At 70.3% G+C, this 23871-nt stretch carries 21 protein-coding genes; 4 read left to right on the top strand and 17 right to left on the bottom strand.

Features of this window, described 5'->3' with window-relative positions:
• Positions 1 to 78 precede the first annotated feature (78 nt).
• The 5 genes from ACMCNK_RS05640 to ACMCNK_RS05620 all read right to left on the bottom strand — a co-directional run bounded on the left by ACMCNK_RS05640 (position 79) and on the right by ACMCNK_RS05620 (position 4741).
• Positions 79 to 405: an SHOCT domain-containing protein gene (locus ACMCNK_RS05640; RefSeq protein WP_412735338.1), complete on the bottom strand. Its 327-nt coding sequence runs from the start codon at positions 403 to 405 to the stop codon at positions 79 to 81.
• Between the two features lie 23 nt (positions 406 to 428).
• Entirely contained in the window at positions 429 to 869 is a 441-nt protein-coding gene (locus tag ACMCNK_RS05635; RefSeq protein WP_412735337.1) for a DUF6325 family protein, read from the bottom strand.
• Positions 870 to 967: 98 nt separating this feature from the next.
• Positions 968 to 2149 (bottom strand): RNA ligase RtcB family protein, encoded by a 1182-nt coding sequence (locus ACMCNK_RS05630; RefSeq protein ID WP_412735336.1) that lies wholly within the window; start codon positions 2147 to 2149, stop codon positions 968 to 970.
• A 164-nt stretch (positions 2150 to 2313) separates the two neighbouring features.
• Positions 2314 to 3906, bottom strand: a complete 1593-nt coding sequence (locus ACMCNK_RS05625) for a diguanylate cyclase (RefSeq protein WP_412735335.1) — start codon at positions 3904 to 3906, stop codon at positions 2314 to 2316.
• Between the two features lie 76 nt (positions 3907 to 3982).
• Positions 3983 to 4741: a maleylpyruvate isomerase family mycothiol-dependent enzyme gene (locus ACMCNK_RS05620; RefSeq protein ID WP_412735334.1), complete on the bottom strand. Its 759-nt coding sequence runs from the start codon at positions 4739 to 4741 to the stop codon at positions 3983 to 3985.
• Positions 4742 to 5030: 289 nt separating this feature from the next.
• Between ACMCNK_RS05620 and ctaD the strand changes: the two genes are divergently transcribed.
• Together ctaD and ACMCNK_RS05610 are read left to right on the top strand one after the other, a co-directional pair.
• Positions 5031 to 6734: a cytochrome c oxidase subunit I gene (gene ctaD / locus ACMCNK_RS05615; RefSeq protein ID WP_412735333.1), complete on the top strand. Its 1704-nt coding sequence runs from the start codon at positions 5031 to 5033 to the stop codon at positions 6732 to 6734.
• Between the two features lie 143 nt (positions 6735 to 6877).
• Positions 6878 to 7837, top strand: coding sequence for a D-2-hydroxyacid dehydrogenase family protein (locus ACMCNK_RS05610; RefSeq protein ID WP_412735332.1), 960 nt, complete (start codon positions 6878 to 6880; stop codon positions 7835 to 7837).
• 11 nt (positions 7838 to 7848) lie between these two features.
• Here ACMCNK_RS05610 and ACMCNK_RS05605 read toward each other — a convergent pair whose 3' ends face one another.
• From ACMCNK_RS05605 to ACMCNK_RS05565, 9 genes are all read right to left on the bottom strand, one after another.
• On the bottom strand, positions 7849 to 8313 hold the full coding sequence (locus ACMCNK_RS05605) for a hypothetical protein (RefSeq protein ID WP_412735331.1): 465 nt from the start codon (positions 8311 to 8313) through the stop codon (positions 7849 to 7851).
• A 28-nt stretch (positions 8314 to 8341) separates the two neighbouring features.
• The gene (locus ACMCNK_RS05600) at positions 8342 to 9529 is read right to left on the bottom strand and encodes an acyl-CoA dehydrogenase family protein (protein WP_412735330.1); all 1188 of its coding nucleotides are present in this window, start codon (positions 9527 to 9529) and stop codon (positions 8342 to 8344) included.
• 23 nt (positions 9530 to 9552) lie between these two features.
• Positions 9553 to 10578, bottom strand: coding sequence for a YeiH family protein (locus ACMCNK_RS05595; RefSeq protein ID WP_412735329.1), 1026 nt, complete (start codon positions 10576 to 10578; stop codon positions 9553 to 9555).
• 5 nt (positions 10579 to 10583) lie between these two features.
• Entirely contained in the window at positions 10584 to 12137 is a 1554-nt protein-coding gene (locus tag ACMCNK_RS05590; RefSeq protein ID WP_412735328.1) for a long-chain-fatty-acid--CoA ligase, read from the bottom strand.
• The gene (locus ACMCNK_RS05585; RefSeq protein WP_412735327.1) at positions 12134 to 12724 is read right to left on the bottom strand and encodes an RBBP9/YdeN family alpha/beta hydrolase; all 591 of its coding nucleotides are present in this window, start codon (positions 12722 to 12724) and stop codon (positions 12134 to 12136) included. The genes ACMCNK_RS05590 and ACMCNK_RS05585 overlap by 4 nt, the downstream gene beginning before the upstream one ends.
• Positions 12721 to 14040, bottom strand: a complete 1320-nt coding sequence (locus ACMCNK_RS05580; RefSeq protein ID WP_412735326.1) for an MFS transporter — start codon at positions 14038 to 14040, stop codon at positions 12721 to 12723. The genes ACMCNK_RS05585 and ACMCNK_RS05580 overlap by 4 nt, the downstream gene beginning before the upstream one ends.
• Before the next feature lie 111 nt (positions 14041 to 14151).
• The gene (locus ACMCNK_RS05575; RefSeq protein WP_412735325.1) at positions 14152 to 15204 is read right to left on the bottom strand and encodes a 3-keto-5-aminohexanoate cleavage protein; all 1053 of its coding nucleotides are present in this window, start codon (positions 15202 to 15204) and stop codon (positions 14152 to 14154) included.
• 34 nt (positions 15205 to 15238) lie between these two features.
• Positions 15239 to 16132 (bottom strand): TauD/TfdA dioxygenase family protein, encoded by an 894-nt coding sequence (locus tag ACMCNK_RS05570; protein ID WP_412735324.1) that lies wholly within the window; start codon positions 16130 to 16132, stop codon positions 15239 to 15241.
• 24 nt (positions 16133 to 16156) lie between these two features.
• On the bottom strand, positions 16157 to 17143 hold the full coding sequence (locus ACMCNK_RS05565; protein WP_412735323.1) for a quinone oxidoreductase family protein: 987 nt from the start codon (positions 17141 to 17143) through the stop codon (positions 16157 to 16159).
• A gap of 205 nt (positions 17144 to 17348) precedes the next feature.
• On the opposite strand from ACMCNK_RS05565, the gene ACMCNK_RS05560 reads away from it, so the two are divergent.
• Entirely contained in the window at positions 17349 to 18323 is a 975-nt protein-coding gene (locus ACMCNK_RS05560) for an AraC family transcriptional regulator (protein ID WP_412735322.1), read from the top strand.
• A 346-nt stretch (positions 18324 to 18669) separates the two neighbouring features.
• On the opposite strand, the gene ACMCNK_RS05555 is transcribed toward ACMCNK_RS05560, so the two are convergent.
• From ACMCNK_RS05555 to ACMCNK_RS05545, 3 genes are all read right to left on the bottom strand, one after another.
• Positions 18670 to 19209, bottom strand: a complete 540-nt coding sequence (locus ACMCNK_RS05555) for a hypothetical protein (RefSeq protein ID WP_412735321.1) — start codon at positions 19207 to 19209, stop codon at positions 18670 to 18672.
• Positions 19210 to 19798: 589 nt separating this feature from the next.
• Positions 19799 to 21139, bottom strand: a complete 1341-nt coding sequence (locus ACMCNK_RS05550) for an MFS transporter (protein WP_412735320.1) — start codon at positions 21137 to 21139, stop codon at positions 19799 to 19801.
• 107 nt (positions 21140 to 21246) lie between these two features.
• On the bottom strand, positions 21247 to 22833 hold the full coding sequence (locus ACMCNK_RS05545; protein ID WP_412735319.1) for a methyl-accepting chemotaxis protein: 1587 nt from the start codon (positions 22831 to 22833) through the stop codon (positions 21247 to 21249).
• Positions 22834 to 22981: 148 nt separating this feature from the next.
• Here ACMCNK_RS05545 and ACMCNK_RS05540 point away from each other — a divergent pair, with 148 nt between their 5' ends.
• Positions 22982 to 23857 carry an ABC transporter substrate-binding protein gene (locus ACMCNK_RS05540; RefSeq protein WP_412735318.1) on the top strand — a complete coding sequence of 292 codons (876 nt, stop codon included), beginning with the start codon at positions 22982 to 22984 and terminating at the stop codon, positions 23855 to 23857.
• Positions 23858 to 23871: the final 14 nt, after the last annotated feature.

The raw sequence follows: 23871 nt of genomic DNA, 5'->3' as shown, positions 1-23871 counted from the left end.
CGGCGCGGCCCCGCGCCCCTGACCTGCACCACGGCGTGCCCCGCGCCCTAGCGGCAGCGGGGCACGCCGCAGTCGTCCTCAGCCGAGCAGTTTCGCTTTCTGGGCGTTGAACTCGTCGTCCGTCAGCACGCCCTGGTCCCGCAATGCCGCCAGCTGCTTGAGCTGGTCGATCACGTTGGCCTGTGGATCGGCCGCCGCGGGCGGGGGCGGCGGTGGGGCGGCCTGCTGGTACTGCTGGTACTGCCCGGCCATCCGCTGGTCGTACGCCGCCGTACGGTCGGCGTAGATGTTCGCGTCGCGGTCGGCGAACTTTTCGGCCTGGTGGCGCTGGACCCGTCCGGCAACCGCGCTGGCCGTACCGGCCACCACCGCCGTACGGGCGATCCCTCGCAACAGTCCTGGCATGGCATCCTCCGTGCTGTCAGGGGTCAGCGGATAGCTTCGAGCTGGTCGAGTGCGTCTACCACGGCGGTCGCGGGGATCCGCTGGCTGGCGATGACCTCGCCGCCCGCGTCCAGCGCGGCGCTGACGAACCGGCCGGCCCACGTGTTCTCGAAGACGATCATCGCGGCCATCGTCCCGGGCTCCATCACGTCGACGGCCTGCGCGAGGTCGTCGTCGCCGATGAGGCCCGACTGCGCGCCGGCGAACGCGGTGAACCCGGCGGCGCCCTCCGAGGTCACGTCCGTCAGGTCCACGCCCGAGTAGGAGCCGTCGAGCGCCTTACGGATCACCATGAGGTCGTACAGGTGGATCACGTCTCGCTCGATCAGGTCCATCAGGGCAGCGGCGCACGCCGACGTGTCGGCGTCGCCGGGGAACTCGAACAGCACGAAATCGATCGGCCCGAAGGCGGCCTGATCCGGCATGACTGGTTCACCTTCCCGTGGTAACCGCGCTGGTCGGGCCAACCGTAAGACGCGGAACCACCCCCGGAAATCACCCTCCAGGGATTACTTCGGCGCCCTCACGAGCGTCCTCGCCCGCGACGCCGGTCGCGCCGCGGCACCGACCCGGCCTCCGGCGTCTTGTACGTGACCAGCGGCACCGTGACCGCCACCGGGGTGGCCAGCTTGTGGCCGACCAGATCCGCGATCACCTGGTCGATCCGCTTGTACGCCGTCGGCGCCTCCTCGAACAGCAACTGCCGGTCACCGCACACCACGACCGACCCCAGCGGCGTACGGCGCAGCTCCTCGACGGTGTGCTTGGCCCGTCCGCGGCGCAGCGCGTCGGCGCGCGACATCTTGCGGCCCGCCCCGTGCGCCACCGAATGGTTCGCGTCCGGCCCGGCGTGCGCGGCCACCAGATAGGACCGGGTGCCGCGGGTGCCGGCGATCAGCACGTCCCGGCCGTCACCCGGGGCGGCCCCCTTGCGGTGCAGGTAGTTCCCGTCGCGCCGCTCGACGAGGTTGTGGCACTGGTCGACGACCGGTTCGGTGATCTGCGCGCCGAGCGCACCGGCGACCCGGGCGGCGATCAGCCGCCGGTTCAGCGAACCCCACCGCACTGCGTCGTCGTGCTGCGCCAGGTAGGCGGCCGGATCGGCAGCGGGACCGGCGCCGTGCAGCTCGGTGTGCGCCCGCAGGATCCGCTCGCCGAGGCCACGGGATCCGCTGTGCACGAGCAGCACGAGGTCGCCCTGCGCGAGCCCGAGTTGCCCCGCCCGGCCGGGCTCGCACACGGTCTCGATCCGGGCCAGCTCCACGAAGTGATTGCCGCGGCCGACCGTCCCGAGACCGTCGAGGTGACCGGCGGGGATCTCGCCGGTCAGCACCGTCCAGGCCGGATCGTCGGCGTCGTCCTTCGGGTGCAGGGCCCGGTCGAGGTCGGGAAAGCGGGCCGCGATCCGCTCCGGGACGGCGCGTTTGAGCCGCAGCGGGAACACCGCGATCCCGCATCCGATGTCGGAGCCCACCAGGAACGGATACAACACGGTCGAGGACATGGCGGCGCCGATCGGCGCGCCCTTGCCGGGATGCAGATCCGGCATGGCGGCCACGTGGATCATGCCGTCGAGTGCGGCCACCTGGTGGCACTGGGCGAGGGCGGTGGACTCGATCCAGCTCGCCTCGGAGGCGAACACGGAGACGGAGGCGGGGGCGGCGGATCGCGGCAGATTCTCCTGCCGCGCCGGGGACACAGACACAGACGCTCACTTCAGATACGTACGGGCGGACGGCGCACCAGGCGCAGATTGCGCCGCGGGCCGGAGAGACAGCGGGGTGTGCCGGTCAGAACGTCATGGACAGCACCCTGCCCGCCGGCCACTCGGCCCGGCAACCGGATTTCCGGCGCCGCCGCAGCGTTCGCTCAGGCCGCCACGCGGTTGCGGCCGCCCCGCTTGGCCCGGTACAGGTTCGTGTCGGCGGCGTGGAACAGGTCGGCGGCGGTCATCCCGGCGCGCAGTGTGGCCACACCCGTACTGATGCTCACCGGGGTGCCCGGGGTGAGGTGGCCGAAGTCCGTCGCGGCGACCGCGGCGCGGATCCGCTCCGCGACGGCCGCCGCGCTGGCCAGGTCGCCGTCGAGGAACACGGTGAACTCGTCCCCGGCGTACCGGACCGGGGTGTCGATGTCGCGCCGGCAGTGCGCGCCGATGATGGCCGCGATGTCGCGCAGCACCCGGTCGCCGGCGGTGTGCGAATGGGTGTCGTTGATGGTCTTGAAGTTGTCCACGTCGATGAGCACCAGGCTCACCGGCGGGATGCCGTCGCCGGGCCGCAGCCCGCTCATCACCTGGTCGAAGCGGCGCCGGTTGCCCAGCCCGGTGAGCGGGTCACGCAGCAGGGCGTCGTGGGTGCGCGCATGGGCGATCTCCAGTTCCTCCCGCTGGCGCGCCTCGTGCAGCATCGCCAGCCGCTGCCGCCGCTGGCGCCACAGGTGCTTGGCCTCCGCCTGCAGAGCGACCAGCAGGTCGCCGCACGCCTCCCGGCCGAGCGCGTCCGCGTTGAGCACGGCCAGTTCCCGCTGCACGAGCAGCCGGTCATCGGCGGCCATGATGTCCTGGCACACCAGGTAGTCGGCGGCCAGCGACTCGCGGCGGGCGGCCTCGTGCTCGCCGCGGGCCCGCAGCGCGACCGCGAGCGCCAGGTGGGCCCACCACACGTCCACCGCGGTGTACGGGCCGGTGTGCCGGGCGACGACCACGGGCTGGGCCAGCGCGATGGCCTCGTCGTGGCGGCCGAGCTTGGCCAGGGCCAGCGCTCGGGCGCTCGTGATGACCTCGACGTCGTTGGCCGCGGCGGCCGGGCCGAGCGTAGTCAGCCACGCGCCGGTGATCTCCTCCAGCCGGCGCCACCGGTGGCCCGCCTCGAAGCTCTGGCCGACCTGGTCCAGCCACAGCCCCCAGGACACCAGCAGGCTGCCGTACCGGTATTCGAAGACCGCACGGACCGTCGACGCGCAGTTGGCGTGGAATTCCTCGTAGAACGCGGCGGCCACGTCGTACAGCCCGGCCGCGGCGGCCGCGTCGCCGTACGAGCACAGCGCGCCGTGGTAGCCCTCGTTGTGGCGGGTCGTGCTCTCCAGGAGCAGGCCGGCCCGCGCCAGGTGGCGCATCCCCTCGGTGACCCGACCTCCCAGCAGGCACAGTTCGGCCAGGTCGGCGCCGGTGCGAGCCTCGCCCGGCAGGTTGCCGACCGCGCGGTGGCGAGCCATCAGCTGCGCGCCGACCGCCAGCGCCGCGGAATACTGCTGCAGCTCCAGGTACGTGTACATGCGGCGCTGGATCAGCAGGTCGACCGTGGGGCGATCGTGGAACGCCGCGGCGACCCACTGGAGCTCATCGGTCATGACCAGTGCCTCGTTCAGCCGGTCGTGATCGACGAGCTCACGCACCTGCTCCACGAACCGGAAGAACGGCCCGACAGGGGACATCCGTACCAGATCGGTGCTGATCGTCATGGTGTCCCTTCCGGTCGGCGCAGCCCTCATCCATTGGCCCATCGGCCTGGGATTGATCAAGCTGAGCCGTTGCCGGTCAGAACCGGGAGTTCGTGCACCACCGCGTGATGAGCGCCTCGTCGCCGAGACGGGTGACCGCGCGGCCGGCCGGGGCGGGCCGGCCGTACACGAACAGCAGCAGGTCCGCGGCGGTGGCCCGGATGCTCGCGTGCGGTGCTTCGCCGTCCGGGTCGAGGCCGAACCCGTCGGGGCGCAGGCGCACCGCCCACTGCCGATCGACGTCGGTGCACTCGAAACGGATCACTTCGTCGGCGCCGCGCAGCCCGGCCACCTGCGGGGCGAACGGCAGGGCGGAGGGCAGGTTGGTCAGGAACTCGTCGACCCCGTCGGCGGCGAGCTCGGCGTCGATGCCGGGGTTCAGGCCCAGCGCCAGTTCCGCGTCGGCGCGGTGGACCAGCGTCTCGAACAGCATCCGGCGCGCCCAGAACCGGGCGTGCTTGTCGGGGCCCCACGCCCACATGGGTGCGTCCGGGTCGGTGACGCGCAGAACCGCACCGGCCGCGGTGACGCCGGCGGTCAGCCAGCCCGGGTACGCCGCCGGATCGGACGGCAGGTCCGGGTCGATCTCGGGCCGGGCGGGCCGCTGCTGTGCCAGGTCGCGCAGCAATACCGTGAACCACCGCTGGAGGTTGCCGGTGTGCCGGATCAGGTCGGTCAGCGCCCAGCCCGGGCAGGCGGGGACCGGGGTGGCGGGATCGGCGCCCGCGGTGACCTGGACGAACCGGTGCGTCTCCCGTTCGATCGCGGTGCAGTAGGTGACATAGGACAAGCTCATGGTGTGCTGCCTCGCCCGTACGGTGGACCGGCCTGCCCGGCCGCGCTTGCCCCGTACGCTGCCACCGGCGGCCGGGGTCGCCGCCACGCCCTCGGGCGAATGTGACGGCGGCCCCTTCGGACTCCCTCGCGTTGACGGGTCAGGGTGCTCGGCAACGGCTGCGGGGGCCGGGTGGTTTTGTCCGTCGATCGTGATCGGCGTCGAAGGCTCGGCCCTCGCCCGGTTTGGGGTGGCGATATGCGGGTATTCGGCGGCGATCGCCCGCCGCGACTCGTCCCCGGAGGCTGCGATGACCGCGACCGTTCCCCGCCCGACCGTGACGCGGGCCTATCCGGTCCGTCCGATGGTGCGCGGCTCGGCCCTGGCCCGTGTGCTGCGCACCACGGACGCGAAACAGATCGGGATCATGTACATGATCACCGCGTTCGTGTTCTTCATGCTGGGCGGCCTGATGGCGCTGCTGATGCGCGCCGAACTGGCCCGCCCGGGCATGCAGTTCCTGTCGCCGGAACAGTTCAACCAGCTGTTCACGATGCACGGCACGATCATGCTGCTGCTGTTCGCGACGCCGATCGTGTTCGCGTTCGCGAACTTCGTGGTGCCGCTGCAGATCGGCGCCCCGGACGTGGCCTTTCCCCGGCTCAACGCGTTCGCCTACTGGCTCTACCTGTTCGGCGGCATCATCACGGTCGGTGGGTTCCTCACCCCGGGCGGCGCGGCGGACTTCGGCTGGACGGCGTACACACCGTTGAGCGACGCCCTGAACTCGCCCGGGGTGGGCGGCAACATGTGGGCGTTCGGACTGGTGCTGTCGGGTCTGGGCACGATCCTCGGGGCGGTCAACATGATCACCACGATCCTGACGCTGCGCGCCCCCGGCATGACGATGTTCCGGATGCCGATTCTGACGTGGAACATCCTGGTCACCAGCCTCATGGTGATCCTGGTGTTCCCGTTCCTGGCCGCCGCGCTGCTGGTGCTGGAGGCCGACCGGATTCTCGGCGCCCACGTGTACGACGTCGCCACCGGCGGGCCGCTGCTGTGGCAGCACGTGTTCTGGTTCTTCGGCCATCCCGAGGTGTACATCGTGGCGTTGCCGTTCTTCGGCATCATCACCGAGGTCATCCCGGTGTTCAGCCGCAAGCCGGTGTTCGGCTACAAGGGCCTGGTGTCGGCGACGCTGCTGATCGCGGCGCTGTCGATGAGCGTGTGGGCGCACCACATGTTCGTCACCGGCCAGGTGCTGCTGCCGTTCTTCAGCTTCCTCAGCTTCCTCATCGCGGTGCCGACCGGCATGAAGTTCTTCGTGTGGATCGGCACGATGTGGAAGGCGCAGATCAGCTACGAGACGCCGATGCTGTTCGCGATCGGTTTCCTCGTCACGTTCCTGCTGGGCGGACTGTCCGGGGTGCTGCTGGCGTCACCGCCGCTCGACTTCCAGGTCTCGGACACCTATTTCGTCGTGGCGCACTTCCACTACGTACTGTTCGGGACGATCGTGTTCGCGGTGTTCGCCGGCATCTACTTCTGGTTCCCGAAGATGTTCGGCCGCATGCTCGACGAACGCCTCGGCAAGGTCCATTTCTGGCTCACGCTGATCGGGTTCCACACCACGTTCCTGGTCCAGCACTGGCTCGGTGCCCGGGGGATGGCGCGCCGCTACGCCGACTACCTGCCCGGCGACGGCTTCACCACGCTGAACACGATCTCCACCATCGGCGCCTTCGTCCTCGGCGTCTCCACGCTGCCGTTCCTGTACAACGTGTGGAAGTCGTACCGGGCGGGCCGGACCGTGCACGTCGCCGATCCGTGGGGGCACGGCAACTCGCTGGAGTGGGCGACGAGCTGCCCGCCGCCGCTGCGCAACTTCGACCGCATGCCGCGGATCCGCTCGGAGCGCCCCGCGTTCGACGCCAAGTTCCCCGAGCTGGCGGTCGACACGCAGCAGATCGCCACTCCCGGTCCGCGGGCCGTGCCGTCATCGGATCGATAGGCGGCCTCGGCCCTCGTGCGTGTCGACGCGGTCCCGTGCGCACCCGAGGCTGACCCGTTGCGTGGCACACGGGTGCGGGCGGGCAAGATCGCTGTGCCGGTTCGTCCCGGCCGTGGCCCGTCGACAACAGGGAGTGACACGGTATGCCATTGCGATGCGCCATCCTCGACGATTTCCAGAACGTCGCCACCGAGTTCGCCGACTGGTCGGTGCTGGCCGACGAGGTCGAGCTCGTCACGTTCAGCGAGCACTTCGCCACAGCCGACGACCTTGTGGCGGCCATCGGGGACTGCGACATCGTCGTGACGTTGCGGGAGCGGGTCGCCTTTCCCGCCGAGGTGCTGGGACGCCTCGACCGGCTGCGGCTGCTCGTCGCCAGTGGCATGCGCAACTCGGTCATCGATCTCGCGGCCGCCGCCGCGCGCGGCGTCACCGTCTGCGGCACGGCCAGCTCCTCGACTCCGCCCGTCGAGCTCACCTGGGCGCTGCTGCTGGGCCTGGCGCGCAACGTCGTCGCGGAGCACGATGCGCTGCGTACCGGCGGGCCGTGGCAGAGCACCGTCGGCGCGGATCTGCACGGCCGCACCTTGGGGCTGCTGGGTCTCGGCAAGATCGGTAGCCGGGTGGCCGCGGTCGGTCTCGCCTTCGGCATGGACGTGGTGGCCTGGAGCCAGAACCTCACCCGGGAACGCGCCGACGAGGCGGGCGTCCGGCTGGCGGCCATCAAGGAAGACCTGTTGCGGGAGAGCGATTTCGTCTCCGTCCACCTGGCATCCAGCGACCGCACCCGGGGCCTGATCGGCGCTGCCGAGCTTGCGGTGATGAAGCCGGGCGCGTATCTGATCAACACGTCCCGCGCCGCGATCGTCGATCAGGAAGCCCTGCTCGGGGCGTTGTACGAGGGCACCATCGCCGGCGCCGGGATCGACGTGTTCGACGTCGAGCCGTTACCCGCGGACCACCCGATGCGTACCGCACCGCGGTTGCTGGCCACGCCCCATCTGGGATACGTCTCCCAGGCCAACTACCACGCCTACTACGGCCAAGCCGTCGAGGACATTCAGGCATACCTGGCCGGGAGGCCGCTGCGCCGCCTCAACTGACCCGTACGAGCTCAGCGCAGGAGAGCGGCGAGCCGGGCGGCGGCCGTAGCGTCGCCCGCGGCCATGGCCTCCCGGCAGAGCCCGGCGGCTTCGGCCGTGCGGCCCTGCCGGTCCAGCAGGTCGACGAGCCGCCGCCGGGCGCGCGCATCCCCGGCGTCGGCCGCGGCCCGCCACCACCCTTCGGCCGCGGCCAGCTCGCCCCGCTGCTCCATCAGTACGGCCAGGTGGATGCGCGCCACCGCATCACCCGCCGCGGCGGCCTCGCGCCAGATCTGCTCGACGTCGCCGGTGCGGCCGAGCCGTTCCAGCAGCCCCGCGAGCCGGAACCGCGCGAACCGGGCCAGCTGCTCCGGTCCCGCCAGGGCGCCGCGCCACAGCCGCTCGGCGTCGGCCAGCCGGCCCGCCCCTTCGAGGTCCTCGGCCTGCCGCGACAGCGACAGCGGGTCGCGGCCGGCGGCCATCGTGCTGCCCGTCATCGCATCACCTCCGTGTCCGGCTCGCCCGTCAGGCTCCGCCGCGGGCCAGCATCTGGCGTGCCATCACGACCCGCTGCACCTGGTTGGTGCCCTCGTAGATCTGGGTGATCTTCGCGTCGCGCATCATGCGTTCGGCCGGGAAGTCCTGCGTGTAGCCGTATCCGCCGAGCAGCTGCACCGCGTCCGTGGTGACCTTCATGGCGACGTCCGACGCGTAGCACTTCGCGGCGGCGCCGAAGAACGGCAGGTCGGGGTCGTTGCGCTCGGACTTGGCCGCGGCCACGTACACGAGCTGCCGCGCCGCCTCCAGCGTCATCGCCATGTCGGCGAGCATGAACTGGATGCCCTGGAAATCGGCGATGCGCTTGCCGAACTGGCTGCGCTCCTGGACGTACTCCAGCGCGCAGTCCAGCGCGCCCTGGGCGATGCCGACCGCCTGGGCGCCGATCGTGACCCGAGTGTGGTCCAGCGTCCGCAGGGCGATCTTCAACCCCTCGCCGGGCGCGCCGATCATCCGGTCGGCCGGCAGGCGTACGTCGTCGAAGTGCAGCTCCCGGGTGGGCGAGCCCTTGATGCCGAGCTTGCGTTCCTTGGCGCCGAACGTGAACCCGGGGTCGGACTTCTCCACCACGAACGCGCTGATGTTGGCGCCCCGGCGGCCGTCCGGGTCCGTCACGGCCAGCACGGTGTAGTACTCGGAGAAGCCCGCGTTGGTGATCCACGACTTCTGCCCGTTGAGGATCCACTCGTCACCGGCTCGGACGGCCCGGGTGGTCATCGACGCGGTGTCACTGCCCGCCTCCCGCTCCGACAGCCCGTACGAGAACGCGGCCACCCCCTGCGCCAGCGGGGTGAGATACCGCCGCTGGAGGTCCTCGGAACCGCCGAGCATCAACGGCAGGCTGCCCAGCTTGTTGCAGCCGGGGATGAGCGACGACGTGGCGCACACCCGCGCCACCTCCTCGATCACGATGCAGGTCGCCAGCGCGTCCGCGCCCACCCCGCCGTACTCCTCGGGCACATGGGGAGCGTGGAAGTCGGTCGCGACCAATGCGTCGTACGCGGCCTGCGGGAACTGCGCCGCCTGGTCGACCTCGGCCGCGTGCGGTGCGATCTTGTCCTGGGCGACCGCCCGGACCGCCTCGCGCAGGGCCTCGTGGTCCTCGGACAGGCGAAACATGTCGAAGTCGATGTTGTGCATTGGTGGTCTTCCCATCGGTTCTGCGGTGATCGGCCCGATCAGCCGTGGACGAAGAGCAGGGTCGCGCCGAGCGCGACGCCGGTGACGAACAACGTGGACACCGCCGCGAGCGCGATCGCGCCCGGGCTGCGGCGTACCAGCGAGGCCAGGTGCACGCTGGCGCCCATCCCGAACAGGGCGGCACCGAGCGCGGTCACCTGCAGGGTGCTGATCCAGCTGAGCGCGATCTGCGGGACGATGCCGGTGCTGCGCAGGCCCGCGCAGGCGAGGAAACCGAGGACGAACAGCGGGACCATCGGGGGGCGCTTCGTGCCCGCGCCCGCCAGCGGCGACCGGAGCCGGCGTACCACGCTGACCCCGGCTACCACCGGCGCCAGCAGCAGCACCCGGGTCAGCTTGACGATGACCGCGACCGTGACGACGGCCGCGCCGGCCGGGCTGGCGGCGGCTACCACCTGGCCGACCTCGTGCACACCCACGCCGGTCCAGACGCCGTACTGTACGCCGCTGAGCCCGAGCGGGCCGCGCAGCAGCGGGAACGCGACCAACGCGACCGTGCCGAACAGGGTGATCATCGCAATGGCGGCGGTCACGTCCTCGTCGTCGGCGCCCGCGGCGTCCTCCATCGCGGCGATCGCGGACGCCCCGCAGATCGCGACGCCCGTGCCGATCAGCAGGCTGCGCGGGCCGCCCAGTTTCATCCGGTTGCCCAGCCACGTGGTGAACAGCAGCGTGGACAGCAGCGTGCCGGCCACGATGGCGATCACCGGCGCGCCCAGCGCCACGATGGACCCGATCGACACCGAGAACCCGAGCAGCATCACCCCGGCCCGCAGCAGCTTCTTGGTCAGCAGCCCGAGCGCGACCCGGCACGCGCCGGGCAGCACCCGCAGGTTGGCCGCGGCGACGCCGAGGGCGACCGCCCAGGTGAGCACGCCCACCTTCGGCACGAGCTGGTGGATGGCGAAGGCGCCGCCGAGGCCCACGGCGGCCGCGACCAGGCCGGGGATCAGACCGGCGGGGCGCTGCCGCGGCGGGACCGCGACGGCGACCCCGACGTTCACCGCGGTCACCGTCCGGCCAGCTCGCGCTTGAGGATCTTGCCGGTGGCGGTCATCGGCAGCGCGTCGACGAACTCGACGATGCGCGGGTACTTGTAGGCCGCCATGGTCTCCCGGCACCAGGCGATCAGCTCGTCCTCGGTGATCTCGCCGCCGCGGATGACGAACGCCTTGACCTCCTCGCCGTGGGTGTCGTGCGGCACCCCGACGACCGCGGCCAGCGAGACGGCCGGGTGGGTCAGCAGCACCTCCTCGATCTCCCGGGGGTACACGTTGAACCCACCCCGGATGATCATGTCCTTGGCGCGGTCGACGATGTAGTAGAATCCGTCCGCGTCGCGCCGGGCCAGGTCGCCGGTACGGAACCAGCCGTCGCGCATCACCTCGGCGGTGGCCTCGGGCCGGCGGTAGTAGCCCTTCATGATGTTGTGCCCGCGGATGGCGATCTCGCCGACCTCGTCGGTGCCCTCGATCGTCTTCCACTCCGGATCGATCAGCTTGACCTCGATCCCCCAGATCGGTACGCCGATCGAGCCGGGCCGCGGGTCGCGTTCCGGGTCGCTGAACGTGGCCACCGGGGACGTCTCGGACAGCCCGTACCCTTCGAGGATCTGGACGCCGAACCGCTCCTTGAACTGCTTGATGATCTCCACGGGGAGCGACGCGCCGCCGGAGACGGCCACCCGCATGTTGCGCGCGATCTCCGCCACGTCGACGCCGTCGTGCAGCGCGCCGAGCAGGCCCCAGTACATCGTCGGCACCCCGGCGAAGAACGTGATCTTCTCCCGGTGCAGCAGCTCCACCGCCTGCTCCGGCTGGAACCGGGGCAGCAGTACCAGCGTGGAGGCCACCGAGATGCCCGCGTTCATCTGCACCGTCGAACCGAACGAGTGGAACAACGGCAACGTGATCAGGTGCCGTTCGTGCTCCGTGGCCAGCGAACCGAACAGACGGTTGCAGGTGAGCGCGTTGAGCACCAGGTTCGCGTGCGACAACTCGGCGCCCTTCGGCTGCCCGGTCGTGCCGCTGGTGTAGAGGATGACCGCGGTGTCGGTCTCGTTCGTGCCGGCCGTGGCGAACGTGGCGGGCTGTCCGGCCAGCGCCGACCCGAGCGTGGTCGCCCCCTCGATCGGGGAGGCCGCGGCCGGATCCGCCGTGACGAGGAAGAAGTGCTCACAGCCCGGCGCCTGCTGGAAGCCGGCGAAACCCTCGGCGCCCATCGGCAGCTCGGCGGTGCCCTCGAAGCACAGGTACGCCGTGGCCTGCGAGTCGGCCAGGTGGTAGGCGACCTCGCGGCCCTTGAGCAGCACGTTGAGCGGGACGACCACCGCGCCGGCCTTGAGGATGCCGTAGTAGGCGATCGGGAAGTACGGCAGGTTCGGGCAGGACAGCGCGACCTTGTCACCTGGCCGCACACCGCGGTCGGCCAGCACGTTCGCCACCTGGTTGGCGGCCGCGTCGAGCTGGGCGTACGTCAGCCGGGTGTCGCCGAGCACGACCGCGTCGCGGCCGGGGTGCCGGCGGGCGCTGTCCTCCAGCAGGGTGGCCAGGTTCAGGGTCATCGCAGGGCCTCCAGGGTGCACAGTTCCGTGATCAGAGGTACGGCCTGCGGCCAGTCGCCGTACCCGGACGCGGGGTTGAGGTGGCCGACCGGGCCGATCTCCTCGATCCGGCTGCCCCACGCCGCGGCCATGGCCCGCACCCGCACCGGGTCGCCGAGCGTGTCGTTGCTGCTCAGCGCGACGATGCTGGGGAACGGCAGCCGCTGCAGCGGGATCGGCAGCCAGCCCAGACCGGCCAGGGTGGCCAGGGACGGGTACTCCGGGGGCAATTCCGTGGCCAGGTCCGGCGGCGTGGCGAGCAGCGCGCCGCGAATGCGTCCCGGCATCGATTCGCCGTGGCGGGCCGCCCAGTGGATCGTGGTGACGACCCCGCCGCTGTGCGCGACGAGCACCACGGGACCGTCGGCCGCCTCGATTGCCTCGTGCAGGTCCACGACCCGTTCGTCCAGGCTGGGGTTGTCGCGCCCGAGCGGCGGGACGGACCGGACGTTCGGCGTGGTGGCGGCGAGGCGGGTCTGCCAGTGCTCCTCGACGTGCCCCCGGAGCCCGGGCACGGTGATGACCACCGTGCCCGGGTCCGTCGTCACTGGGCGCCCGCCTCGGCTGCCCGGTCGAGCTTCGCGACGCTGGACGGGTAGGCCGCCCGGCCCGCGATCAGCAGTCCGATGGCGGCCACGGCCACCAGCGGGACGCACTGCATCGCGAACTCCAGGCCGTACCGGTCGGCCAGGATGCCGGTGACCAGCGGCCCGGCCGCCAGGCCCAGCAGGTTGTTGAAGAACGTGTACGTGCCGAATGCGGTCGCCCGGATCGACTCGTGGGTCAGCCGCGCCACCATCGCGCCGGTCGGACCGGTCGTGCCGCCGGCGAAGAAGCAGCCGACCGCGAGCAGCAGCATCTGCAGTCCGCCTGGCTTGATCGTGAAGGCCGCGGCGAGGAAGACGACGGTCACCGCGGAGAACACGATGGCGGTCGTCCACTTGCTGATCGGCCGTACCTTGCCGGCCCGGTCCGCGATCGCCCCGCAGACGATCATGCCGATGCCCATCAGCAGGATGAACACCGCGGCCACCTTCGCCGCCTTGGCCGGCGCCATGTCGTAGCCCCGGTTGAAGTAGCTCGGCAGCCACGCGAACAGCGCACCAGCGACGAACAACTGCAGGCCACCACCGAGGTACGCCAGCACCACCGCGGGCGTGGAGAACAACGTGGACAGCTTGGCCCGCTGCTGCGTGCCGGCGAGCCGCGGTCCGGCGTCCGCATCGTCGTCGATCTTGTGGGTGGCGAGCCGGCGCTCGCTGATCACCGCCCAGTACCCCAGTGCGAGCACCATGCCGAAGATGCCCATCGCCGCGAACGCCCAGCGCCAGCCGAACTGCGCCGCGAGCGCGCCGCCCAGCGCCACGCCCAGCACGGAACCGAACGACCCGCCGGCCATGAACGCGCCGGTCAGCGACGCCCGCTTGCTTGCGGCGAAGACCGCCAGCACGATCGCGAGGCCGACGCTGCCGTAGGCGGCCTCGCCCACGCCGACGAGCACACGCGCCGCGAGCAGGTGCCCGTACCCGGCGGCCAGCGCGCAGCCGATGGTGGCCAGACTCCAGACCACGGCCATCAGTACGACCGACTTCGCCCGACCCCAGCGGTCGCCGACCAGCGACAACGGCACGGCGAGCACCCCGACCGTGAGCGCCACGATGCTGGTCAGGCTACCGAGTTGGGTGTCCGAGAGTCCCCACTCCTGCTTCAGGAACGGGAAGACCGCCGAGAGAACCTGCCGCGACATGTAGTCGGACAGCAGCAGTCCGAACGTGAGTGCGAACACGACCCACGGGAAGATCCGGCGGGTCCGCGCGAAGGGGGTTGCTGGGGCGGTGACACCTGCACTGACTTGCATGGCCATACGTCGCTCCAAGGAGATGTGCCGAGAGGGGTTGGGGGAGGTGGCCTTGGGGAGGAGCGTGCGTGGGGTGCGGACGGCCGCACCCCACGCAAAGGTGGTGGTGGTGACGTGTCAGGCGTGGAACGTGAAGCCGAGCTGGCCGGGCTTGCGGTTGGGCGCGAAGCCGAGCTTGGCCAGTGCCTCGTCAGCGCTGTCCCAGTACTCGCCGATCTTGTAGATGTCGCGGGCTTCCTTGCCGTCGGCCACCTTGCGGCCGAGTTCACCGGCGATACGGACCAGCGACTCGATCTGCCGTACCGAGGTCATCTTCTGGCCCTTGAGACCCCAGAGGTTGTCCTCGTTACCGCAGCGGGTGTGCAGGCCCATCGCGATCGCCATCGTGTTGATCGGCAGCACGGCCCGCATGATCGATTCCAGGGTGAGGATCGCGCCGTCCGGGACCCGGCGGATGAACTCCATCATGTTGTACGGGTTGGGACCGTCGAACCCGCCGCCGATGGCCACCCACGTGACGTTGAGCGGTCCGGTGTAGACGCCGCGGCGCACGAGCCGCTCGACGGTCTCCAGCTGGGCGACGTTGGCCAGCTGGAAGTGTGGCTGGATGCCGGCGGCACGCAGCCTCTTGAGGTGCTCCTCGACCCAGGCCGGCTCGGCCGGGACGACCATGTTGCGGAACGCCTCGTGCAGGGCGGGCCGCTCGAAGGAGGTGCCGGCGATGTCGTCGGCGGTCATCAACTCCACGATGTTCATCTGGTTGGTGTTGATGGCGATGGTGACCTGGTCGGGCGCCGGGTCCAGCGTGGTCAGCAGGTGCCGGGCCTCGTCCTCCAGCCACTTGGCCTGCTCACCCTCGTTCTCCGGGGTGAAGGAGATGGAACCGCCGATCTGCAGGATCATGTCCGGCACGGCCTCGCGGAGCCGGCCGAGCAGCTCGTTGAACATCGACATCCGCTTGGAGCCCTTGCCGTTGAGCTCACGTACGTGGATGTGCAGGACCGTGGCGCCCGCGTTGTAGCAGTCGATCGCGGCCTGGACCTGCTGGTCCATGGTGACCGGGATGTCCTCGGGGAAGTCGCCGGGCTCCCATTCGGGGCCGTAGGGAGCCGCCGTGATGACCAGCTTCTCCTGGGTCTCCGGCCACAGCGAGTCGTCGAGGAAGTGCATGGGGGAGTCTCCTGTCCGGGGTGGTGGTGGGAAATCAGTACGTCTTCTCGCCGATGACCCCGGCGCGCTCCATCTTGCGGACGGCGGGCCAGTAGTCCTGGACGGCGTAGTGCTGGGTGTTGCGGTTGTCCCAGATCGCGAAGCTGTTCGGGGTCCAGCGCCACCGCACCTGGTACTCGGGTACGGCCGCCTGTCGGATCAGGTAGTTGAGCAGCTCGCTGCCCCCCGGGGTGTAGTCGAACCCGAACCGCACGTTCTTCGGCGTGTGGAAGTTCGTGAAGTGCGTGGTGAACGCGTTGACGAACAGCACCTTCTCGCCGGTCTCCGGGTGGGTGCGCACCACGGGGTGCTCCGCGTCGGGGAACCGTTCGTGCAGCGCGAGCCGTTGCTCGGCCGGCATGTTGGCGCCGAAGCTGGCCTCGATGCTGTGCCGGGCCCGCAGCCCCTCGATGCGCTCCTTGACCTCGTCGGGCAGCCGCCGGTACGCCTCGACCATGTTCACCCAGATCGTGTCGCCGCCCACCGGCGGTCCTTCGACACAGCGCAGCACGCACCCCATGGGCGGGGCCTCGCGCCAGGTCGCGTCGCAGTGGTACGCGTTCTCGTAGTGCTCGGCAGGGCTGTCCAGGTCCTTGTAGATCCGCACCAGGCCCGGGTGGTCGGGGTCGCTGCCGGCCACCGGGTGGTCCTCCAGCGGGCCGAACCGTTCGGCCAGCGCCACGTGCTCGGCCCGGCTGATGTCCTGGTCGCGTACGAACAGCACCTTGTACTTGAGCAGCAGCGCCTTGAGCTCCGCGAACAGGTCGTCGCTGCGGGCCGCCTCGGCGAGGTTGACGTTGCGCAGCTCGGCACCGATGTGCACGGTCAGCGGGTGCGCCTCGATGGAGCCCGCGGAGACTCGGACCGTGTCGTCGATGATGTCCGTCATGGGGACCTCCTAGGGGGGAGTGGGTCAGTTGCCTGCTTCGAGGCTGAAGACCGAGGAGCCGATGCTGCGGCCCGCTTCCAGGTCGCGGTGGGCCTGGACGGCGTCCTCGAGCGCGTACCGCTGATTGATCTCGATCGTGATGCGGCCGGAGCCGACGTGGTCGAACAGCTCCCCGGCGAGCGCCGCCCGCTCGGACTCGTCCGCGATGTAGTCGGCCAGCGCGGGGCGCGTGACGAACAGCGAACCCTTGATCGCCAGTTGCATCGCGTCGATCGGGGGGATGGGGCCGCTGGCCGTGCCGAAGCAGACCAGCAGCCCCCGCCGCCGGAGCGAGTCCAGCGACTGCGCGAAGGTGGTGGCCCCGATGCTGTCGTAAACCACCGGCACCCCGTGGCCGTCGGTCAGTTCACGCACCCGGGCTGCGACATCCTCGCGCCGGTACACGATGGTGTGGGTGCAGCCGTGGCGGCGGGCCACCTCGGCCTTCTCGTCACTGGACACCGTGCCGATGACGGTGATGCCCAGCAGCTTCGCCCACTGACAGAAGATCAGGCCGACGCCGCCCGCGGCCGCGTGCAGCAGCACGGTGTCGCCCGCCTTCAGCGGCGCGATTCGCCGCAGCAGGTAGGACGTGGTCAGTCCGCGCATGGTCATGGCGGCGGCGGTCTCGAACCCGATGGTGTCCGGCAGCTTGATCAGCGGCGCCACGGACATCACCCGCGACGTGCTGTACGCGCCCAGCGGGCTGCCGGTGTAGGTGACCCGGTCACCCTCGGCGAATCCGGTGACGCCCGGGCCGACCGCCTCGATGATCCCGGCCGCCTCGACACCCATCCCGGCGGGCAGGGCGGCCGGGTAGAGGCCGCTGCGGAAGTACGTGTCGGCGAAGTTCAGCCCGACGGCCATGTGCCGTACCCGGACCTCACCCGCGCCGGGCTCGCCCACCTCGACCGACTCCCACCGCATGACCTCCGGACCACCGGCGGTGTAGAAGCGGATTGCCTTCGCCACGAGCTGCCTCCTCACGAAGCGGCGGGATCCCCCGCCGCCTGTTTTTGCGTGGGCTCCCTATCGACCACTGGGGCCGTGATGGAGGCAACAGTAGGCGTGATGCGTGCCACATGCTTTACTCCTTGGGACACATTTCTTATCCCTCGGGGACAGCGGGGAGGGTGTTTTGAGGCCTTGCATCCGGTATGCCTCACTTAGTGGGTACTTGCAGCTCACCCAGTCGTTCGGGGGCGATCCGGCCGCCCTGATGCACGCCGTCGACCTCGACCCGGCCGACCTCGCCAGCCCCGAGAAATGGGTTCCCGTGGTGCGCGTCGCCCGGCTGCTGGAGCTGTCGGCCCGCGCCTGCGAGCACGCCGACTTCGGGTTGCGCCTCGCCGAGTTCCGGCGGCTGTCGACGCTCGGCCCGCTCAGCCTGGCGCTGCGCGGCGAGCCCACCCTGCGTGATGCACTGGGCCTGCTCATGCGCTACGAGCACAGCTACAACGAGGCGCTGCGGATCCGCGTCGCGGAGACCGAAGGGCTCGCCACCATCCGGTTGTGGTTCGAGATGGGTGAACCGGCCCCCTCCACCCAGGCCGAGCAGCTCGCGGTGGGCGCGCTGCACGGCATCGTCCGCGAGGTGCTCGGCCCGCAATGGCAGCCCCTGTCAGCCTGCTTCTCCCAGGCCGCGCCGGCCGACACCAGCACCTACGCGCGGGTGTTCGGCGGGCGGGTCCACTTCGGCCACGACTTCACCGGCCTGGTCCTGTACGCCAAGGACCTCGGTGCGCCGAACCTGCTGTCCGGCCCCGAATCCGAGACCCACGGCCAGGAAATGCTCAAATCGCTGGCCGCCCCGCGCGGTGCCACCACCGCGGACCAGGTCAGGGACCTCGTGGAGATGCTGCTGCCGGCCAAGCGGTGCGGCGTCGACCAGGTTGCCCGCAGCATGGGCATGGACCGCCGCACCCTGCACCGGCACCTCGCCGCCACCGGCGACACGTTCACCTCCATCGTGGACTCGGTGCGCGCCGGGCTGGCCGAGCGGTACCTGTCCAGCGAGCGGTACCGGCTCACCGAGATCTCCGACCTGCTCGGGTTCGCCGCCCCCAGCGCGTTCTCCCGATGGTTCCGGCAGCAGTTCGGCGAGAGCCCCCGCCGGTGGCGGGCCCGCCGTACCGACCTGCCCGCCGCGTAATGCGGCTCGCCTCCAAACACCTCATCAGGCCGGGGAGGATCGATGCGGGCGTCGCTCAATGTGCGACGCAGCAAGGCAGTAGGCAGCACCAACATGTCCCGGGACGGCATGATCGCCGACCTGCGCGCCCTGTGCGCGCGGGAAGGCTTCGTGGAGATCGTCCTCCGCGTCGATGACGGCTACGCGGGCTCGCTGCGGTGGCGCGGGAGGCCGCTCGGGAGTTCATTCGCACGAACGAGCGTCCGACGTGCCTCGCATGGCCGACCGTGCCGTGTGACGTAACCACATCAAGAGGGCGACTCCCGATCAGTTGGGGAGCCGCCCTCATGCGAGTAACGCAACGAGGTCAGGGTGTTGGAGGATCAACCCAGGTGGTCATGTCAAACACCTTGGAACAGTATGTATCCTCAGCGTCTAATTCCGGCTGGACGAATAGCGTCTCGGTGTTGATGAGGGACGTAAGCGCTTGCGGAAGGCTGCCCGCCATACCCGATCGAATCCGCCCATCAGACCGCATTAGCGGAATCCGAAGACCACAGGTTTCATTGGTCCTAGCAAGCCGGACGTAGATACGACAGGTGCTTGGGCTGTCAATCATGAACCCTGCGAGCGTGTAAACGTCCTCAAACCACGGGGCGCCGCCGCCATGAATAAATGTACTGAGCAGGCTGAATAGGTTGTGATCGTGCCACGGTGAATACCCTGTTGACCTGAATCCCTGCTCGGCTGCATCGAAAATGACGTTGGCAAAGCTGTCGGTATCGATCGCGCCTTGCGTGGAATCCGCGCGCACCGAAGCCGTAGCTCTCAGCCAATCGATCGCAGCGTCAACCTCAAACTCTTCTTCGCCATCGAGCGAGAACTGAAAACCAATTCCGGACGTCATCTGAGCATCTTTGGAAAAGACAACACGGGCATGACAGTGGTCTGCCCGGACCACTCCTCGGATTTGCGGCCCGGTGGGAGGAAGAGGGCCCGGAGGCGCCATCACGAGGGGGGCTATCCTGCGAAGCAGAAAACTAAACTTGTAGTCTTCCAAATTCTCTGCCAACGCACTACCACCTGGTTAAATAGGTTATTTGATGTCGTTGATCCAGTTCGGGCACACATTAGCGCCTACGCAGTAGGCTGTGATGACACCAATGTTGTTGCCATCAGGAGTTCGCCAGCGGCGGTCTTCCGTGGCACTGGCGGCCTGGCCGAGGATGTGCACCTTGGCGCGGACGTCTCCATTGTCCAACTTGGTAGCCCAAGCCTCGTACTCTACACGCGCTCCGGACGAGCTGACCGGCCGCTGTCCGTTGATGGCGGCCCTGAACGGCGCCGTGGTGTAAATGTTGTGCCCTGCGGCGTAGTGGTTGTAGCCCAGCTCGGAGTTCCCCAGGCGGATGGGAATGAAGTGCCCACCCCTGTCGGTGAACTTAAAGAGGACGGTGACATCACGCTTGCGGCGAACACACCCGGCGGGTGGGCGGTCAGGGCGCCAGTTCCGCGCCGACCGTCGGCGCCGGGCCGGTGAACCCGACGGCTCCCCGGCCGTCCAGTTTCCGCACGCTCGCCGGGTACGCCTGCCGCCCGATCAGCAGAGCGATCATGGCCAGCAGCGCGGCCAGCGGGACACAGCGCAGCGCCGTCGCCAGCCCGAACCGGTCCGCGAGGATCCCGGTCACGAACGGCCCCGCGGCCAGCCCGAGCACGTTGGTGAACATGGTGAGCATGCCGAACGCGGTGGCCCGGACGGACTCGTGGGTCAGCCGGGCCACCATGACACCGGTGGGGCCAGTGGTGCCGGCGGCGAAGAAACAGCCCGCGGCCAGCACCGGCAACTGGGCCCCGCCCGGCGGCATCGCGAAGCTGATGCTCAGCAAGACCAGCGACAACGCCGAGAAGACGATCGCCGCGCTCCACTGCCGTATCGGGCGGTGCCGGCGGACCCGGTCGGTGATCAGCCCGCAGCCGATCATGCCGGCGCCGAGCACGAGGATGAGCAGCGCGGCGACCGACGCCGCGCGCGGCGGTGTCATATGGTGCGCCCGGTTCAGATAGCTCGGCAGCCACACCACCAGTGAGGCCGCGACGAACAGCTGCGCGCCGTTGGCGACGTACGCCAGCACCACCGACGGGGTGGAGAACAACGTGCCCAGGCCGGCACGGTGTGGCCGGGCCCCCCGCGGCGGCCCGGTGTCCGCCTCGGGGACCCGGTGCGCGCCGAGCCCGCGGTCGGTGATCAGCATCGCGTACATGATGGCGAGCACGAGACCGGCGAGGCCCATCGCGGCGAACGCCCAGCGCCAGCCGAACTGCGCGGCGAACGCGCCGCCCAGCGCGACCCCGAGCACCGACCCGAACGAGCCACCGGCGGTGAACGTCCCGGCCAGCACCGCCCGGCGGGCCGGGGAGAACACCGACAGCACCACGGCGAGGCCGACGCTGGCGTAGGCCGCCTCACCGATCCCGATCGCGGCGCGGGCCGCGAACAGTTGCCCGTAACTGCTGGCCAGCGCGGAAACGACCGTGGCGGCACTCCAGACGAACGCCATCGCGACGATCGCGCGGGCCCGCCCCCACCGGTCGCCGAGCAGCGACAGCGGCACGGCCAGCAGGCCGACCATCAGGGACACGATGCTCGTCAGGCCGGCCAGCGCGGTATCGCTCAGCCCCCAGTCCGCCTTCAGGTACGGGAAGACCGCGGCGAGCACCTGCCGGGACATGTAGTCCGACAGCATCAACGCGAACGTGAGCGTGAAGACCAGCCACGGGAACCGCCGCGACATCCGGCGCGACGGCTGTGCCCGCACGCCCGTGGATGCGGCCATGATCCTCCCGACGCGGCGAGTCGCCGCTGCGCAACGAGGTGATCCCTCAGCCTACGACCGGAGCCTGCGGCCGAGACGGCTTCGCGGCACGAGCCCGCGGCCCCGCATCAGTCGAGGCGGAACTCCCGGACGAGGTTGCGCAGCTGGACCGCCAGCCGGGCCAGGTCGGTGGCCGCGCTCTGGGTCTCGCCGGCACCGATGCGGGTCTGTGAGGCATCCTGCATCACCGCCTGCAAACCGTGGGTGATGCCGGTGACCGCGGACACCGCCTTGGAGACGCTGTCGGTGATCTCGGTGGTGGCGCGGCTCTGGTCGTCGACCGCGATCCCGATGACGTCCTGGGTGCCGTTGATGTCGCCGACGATCCGGGCCACCTCCGCGGTGGCCTGCCGCATCGCCTGCGAGTCGCGCTGGATCGCCTCGATCCGCCGGGAGATGTCCTCCGTGGCGGAGGCGGTCTCCCGCGCCAGGTCCTTGACCTCCCCGGCGACCACCGCGAAGCCCTTGCCGTAGTCGCCGGCGCGGGCCGCCTCGATCGTGGCGTTCAGGGCGAGCAGGTTGGTCTGCTCGGCGATCGAGTTGATCAGCTTGACGACGTCGCCGATCTCGGCGCTGGACGTGTCCAGCTGGTCGGCGAGGCGGCCGGAGGTCGCGGCGGCTGCGGCGGCGTCCGCGGTGATCTGCCGTGCGTCGGTGGTCCGGGCGGCGATCTCGCCGATCGAGGCGCTGATTCGCCCCACGCCCGCGGCGGCCGAATCCACCACCTCGTGCACCGTGCCCGCGGCCTCGGCCAGCGAGTCCGTACGGGCCACGGTCGACTGCGCGCCGTCGGTCAGGCTCGCGCTGGTGGCGTGCAGTTCCTCGGAGGCGCTGCTCAGCGTCGCCGCAGCCTCGTCGAGGTCGAGGACGGCCGAGCGCACGTTGTCCGTGGCGCGGCCCATCGCGACCGTCAGCTCGGTCAGCTCGTCCGACCCGGTGATCCGGGGGTGCACCGACAGGTCCTTGTCGGCGATGGCGTTGGCCACCTTGAGGCAGTCGGCGAGGCGGCGGCCGATGTGCCGGGCCAGCAGCACGGCCGAGCCGAGCAGCAGCACCGCGGCCAACACGCTTGCGACGATCGTCAGGATACGGGCGGAGCTCTGCACGGAGACGGCGTCGGCGCGGGCCTGCTTCGACTCGGCCGCGATGGCGGTCTCCACCGGCTTCAGCGCCGCGATCAGGGCGTCGGAGGACTTCTGGAACGCGGGCAGCGCCGCCCGGGCCTGGTTCTGGGCCGGGTCGGTGACCCCGAGGTTCGCCAGGCTCACCAGGCGCTGGCTCAGCGTGATGAGCTGCTCGACCTTGTCGTCCAGGCCGGCGGCGGCCGCCCGTACGGAAGCCGGGGTCGAGCCGGCGTGCAGCGCGCCGATGCTGTCGCGCAGCGTCGTCGCGTCACCGCCCAGGCGGTCGAGGGCACCCCGGCGATCTTCGGCGCTGCGGGCCACCATGGCGGAGAGCACGTCGCCGCGCAGCACGGCCTGGGCGGCGGCCACCGCCCGGTCGGCGCGTTCCGCGTCGGTCGCGCGGATCAGCCGGTCCTGCGCCTGCTGCTGCCGAGCCGCCGCCAGCACGCCGATCCCGCCGACGGCGAGCACCAGCACCAGGCCGGCAGTGGCCAGTGCGACGATCTTGCGGCCAAGGCTGAGCCGAGGCATAACCCGAAACATGGAGTCTCCCCATCAGTGCTGCGACACCCCTCCGATCGGTCGGACTGAGCAACTCTTGAGGATCGAAAACCCTCAACCATCGTGGCGACCTGCCGATTGAGCAGACAATTCCGCCAGGTTCGGGAAAGGAGGGGACGTGCGCGCCAGACCAGCCGTCACGACGCTCGCCGTTGTGGCCGTCCTCATCGGCACTGCCATCACCTACACGTCCGCCCCGTCCGCGGCGGCGGGCAGCAGCAAGCAGAACCCGGCCGCCGCGGCCGTGCCCGCCGACATCCGCAAGGCCGGGACGCTCGTCGTGGCCTCGGAGATCGCGTACCCGCCGTTCGAGTACTACGACGACCAGAAGAAGCCCCAGGGCATCGACGTCGACATGGCCGCCGCGCTCGCCGACAAGATGAACCTGCGCCTGGACTTCCGCAACGTCGCCTGGGACGACCTGATCCCCACGGTCGCCGACCACAAGGCCGACGCGGTCATGTCCGGGATGACCGACAACGCCGAGCGGCAGCAGAAGCTCACCTACATCGACTACCTGATCGAGGGCTCCCAGGTCGTTGTCGCCAAGGGCAACCCGGCCCACATCAGCGGCATCGACGCCATCTGCGGCAAGCGGATCGGCCTGCAGTCCGAAACCACCCAGGACGACCTCGCTCAGGCCCAGGCCGCGCTGTGCGCCGCCGCCGGGCGCCCCAAGCCGATCATCACCGGGCTCGGCTCGGGTGAGGCGTACCCGCTGATCAAGGCCGGCAAGCTCGACGCGGCCGTGGACGGCTACACCAGCGCCGCGTCGCAGGTCAAGGACGGCAACGGCGCGTTCGAGCTGGCCGGGGTCCAGGTCGAGGCGAGCCCGATGGGCGTCGGCATGGCCCGGGACCGCACCGACCTGCGGCACGCCGTGCAGCTCGCGCTGCGCGAGATCATCGCCGACGGTACGTACCTGAAGATCCTCGACAAGTGGGGCCTGAAGGGTGAGGCGCTGACCACCGCCGCCATCGACGGCGGAGTCTAGGCCGGGACGCAGCC

The organism is Krasilnikovia sp. MM14-A1259 (assembly GCF_047159535.1).
Lineage (GTDB): Bacteria > Actinomycetota > Actinomycetes > Mycobacteriales > Micromonosporaceae > Actinoplanes.
The sequence above is the reverse complement of the archived record's forward strand: the minus strand, read 5'-3'. Positions and strand labels throughout refer to the sequence as shown.

Excerpts from the sequence above, each read along its gene's own strand:
- ACMCNK_RS05545 (WP_412735319.1), bottom strand. The coding sequence starts at position 22,833 with ATGCCTCGGCTCAGCCTTGGCCGCAAGATCGTCGCACTGGCCACTGCC.
- ACMCNK_RS05570 (WP_412735324.1), bottom strand. The coding sequence starts at position 16,132 with ATGACGGACATCATCGACGACACGGTCCGAGTCTCCGCGGGCTCCATC.
- ACMCNK_RS05555 (WP_412735321.1), bottom strand. The coding sequence starts at position 19,209 with ATGACGTCCGGAATTGGTTTTCAGTTCTCGCTCGATGGCGAAGAAGAG.
- ACMCNK_RS05610 (WP_412735332.1), top strand. The coding sequence starts at position 6,878 with ATGCCATTGCGATGCGCCATCCTCGACGATTTCCAGAACGTCGCCACC.
- ACMCNK_RS05625 (WP_412735335.1), bottom strand. The coding sequence starts at position 3,906 with ATGACGATCAGCACCGATCTGGTACGGATGTCCCCTGTCGGGCCGTTC.
- ACMCNK_RS05575 (WP_412735325.1), bottom strand. The coding sequence starts at position 15,204 with ATGCACTTCCTCGACGACTCGCTGTGGCCGGAGACCCAGGAGAAGCTG.
- ACMCNK_RS05620 (WP_412735334.1), bottom strand. The coding sequence starts at position 4,741 with ATGAGCTTGTCCTATGTCACCTACTGCACCGCGATCGAACGGGAGACG.
- ctaD (WP_412735333.1), top strand. The coding sequence starts at position 5,031 with ATGACCGCGACCGTTCCCCGCCCGACCGTGACGCGGGCCTATCCGGTC.
- ACMCNK_RS05640 (WP_412735338.1), bottom strand. The coding sequence starts at position 405 with ATGCCAGGACTGTTGCGAGGGATCGCCCGTACGGCGGTGGTGGCCGGT.
- ACMCNK_RS05635 (WP_412735337.1), bottom strand. The coding sequence starts at position 869 with ATGCCGGATCAGGCCGCCTTCGGGCCGATCGATTTCGTGCTGTTCGAG.
- ACMCNK_RS05550 (WP_412735320.1), bottom strand. The coding sequence starts at position 21,139 with ATGGCCGCATCCACGGGCGTGCGGGCACAGCCGTCGCGCCGGATGTCG.
- ACMCNK_RS05600 (WP_412735330.1), bottom strand. The coding sequence starts at position 9,529 with ATGGGAAGACCACCAATGCACAACATCGACTTCGACATGTTTCGCCTG.
- ACMCNK_RS05605 (WP_412735331.1), bottom strand. The coding sequence starts at position 8,313 with ATGACGGGCAGCACGATGGCCGCCGGCCGCGACCCGCTGTCGCTGTCG.
- ACMCNK_RS05580 (WP_412735326.1), bottom strand. The coding sequence starts at position 14,040 with ATGGCCATGCAAGTCAGTGCAGGTGTCACCGCCCCAGCAACCCCCTTC.
- ACMCNK_RS05590 (WP_412735328.1), bottom strand. The coding sequence starts at position 12,137 with ATGACCCTGAACCTGGCCACCCTGCTGGAGGACAGCGCCCGCCGGCAC.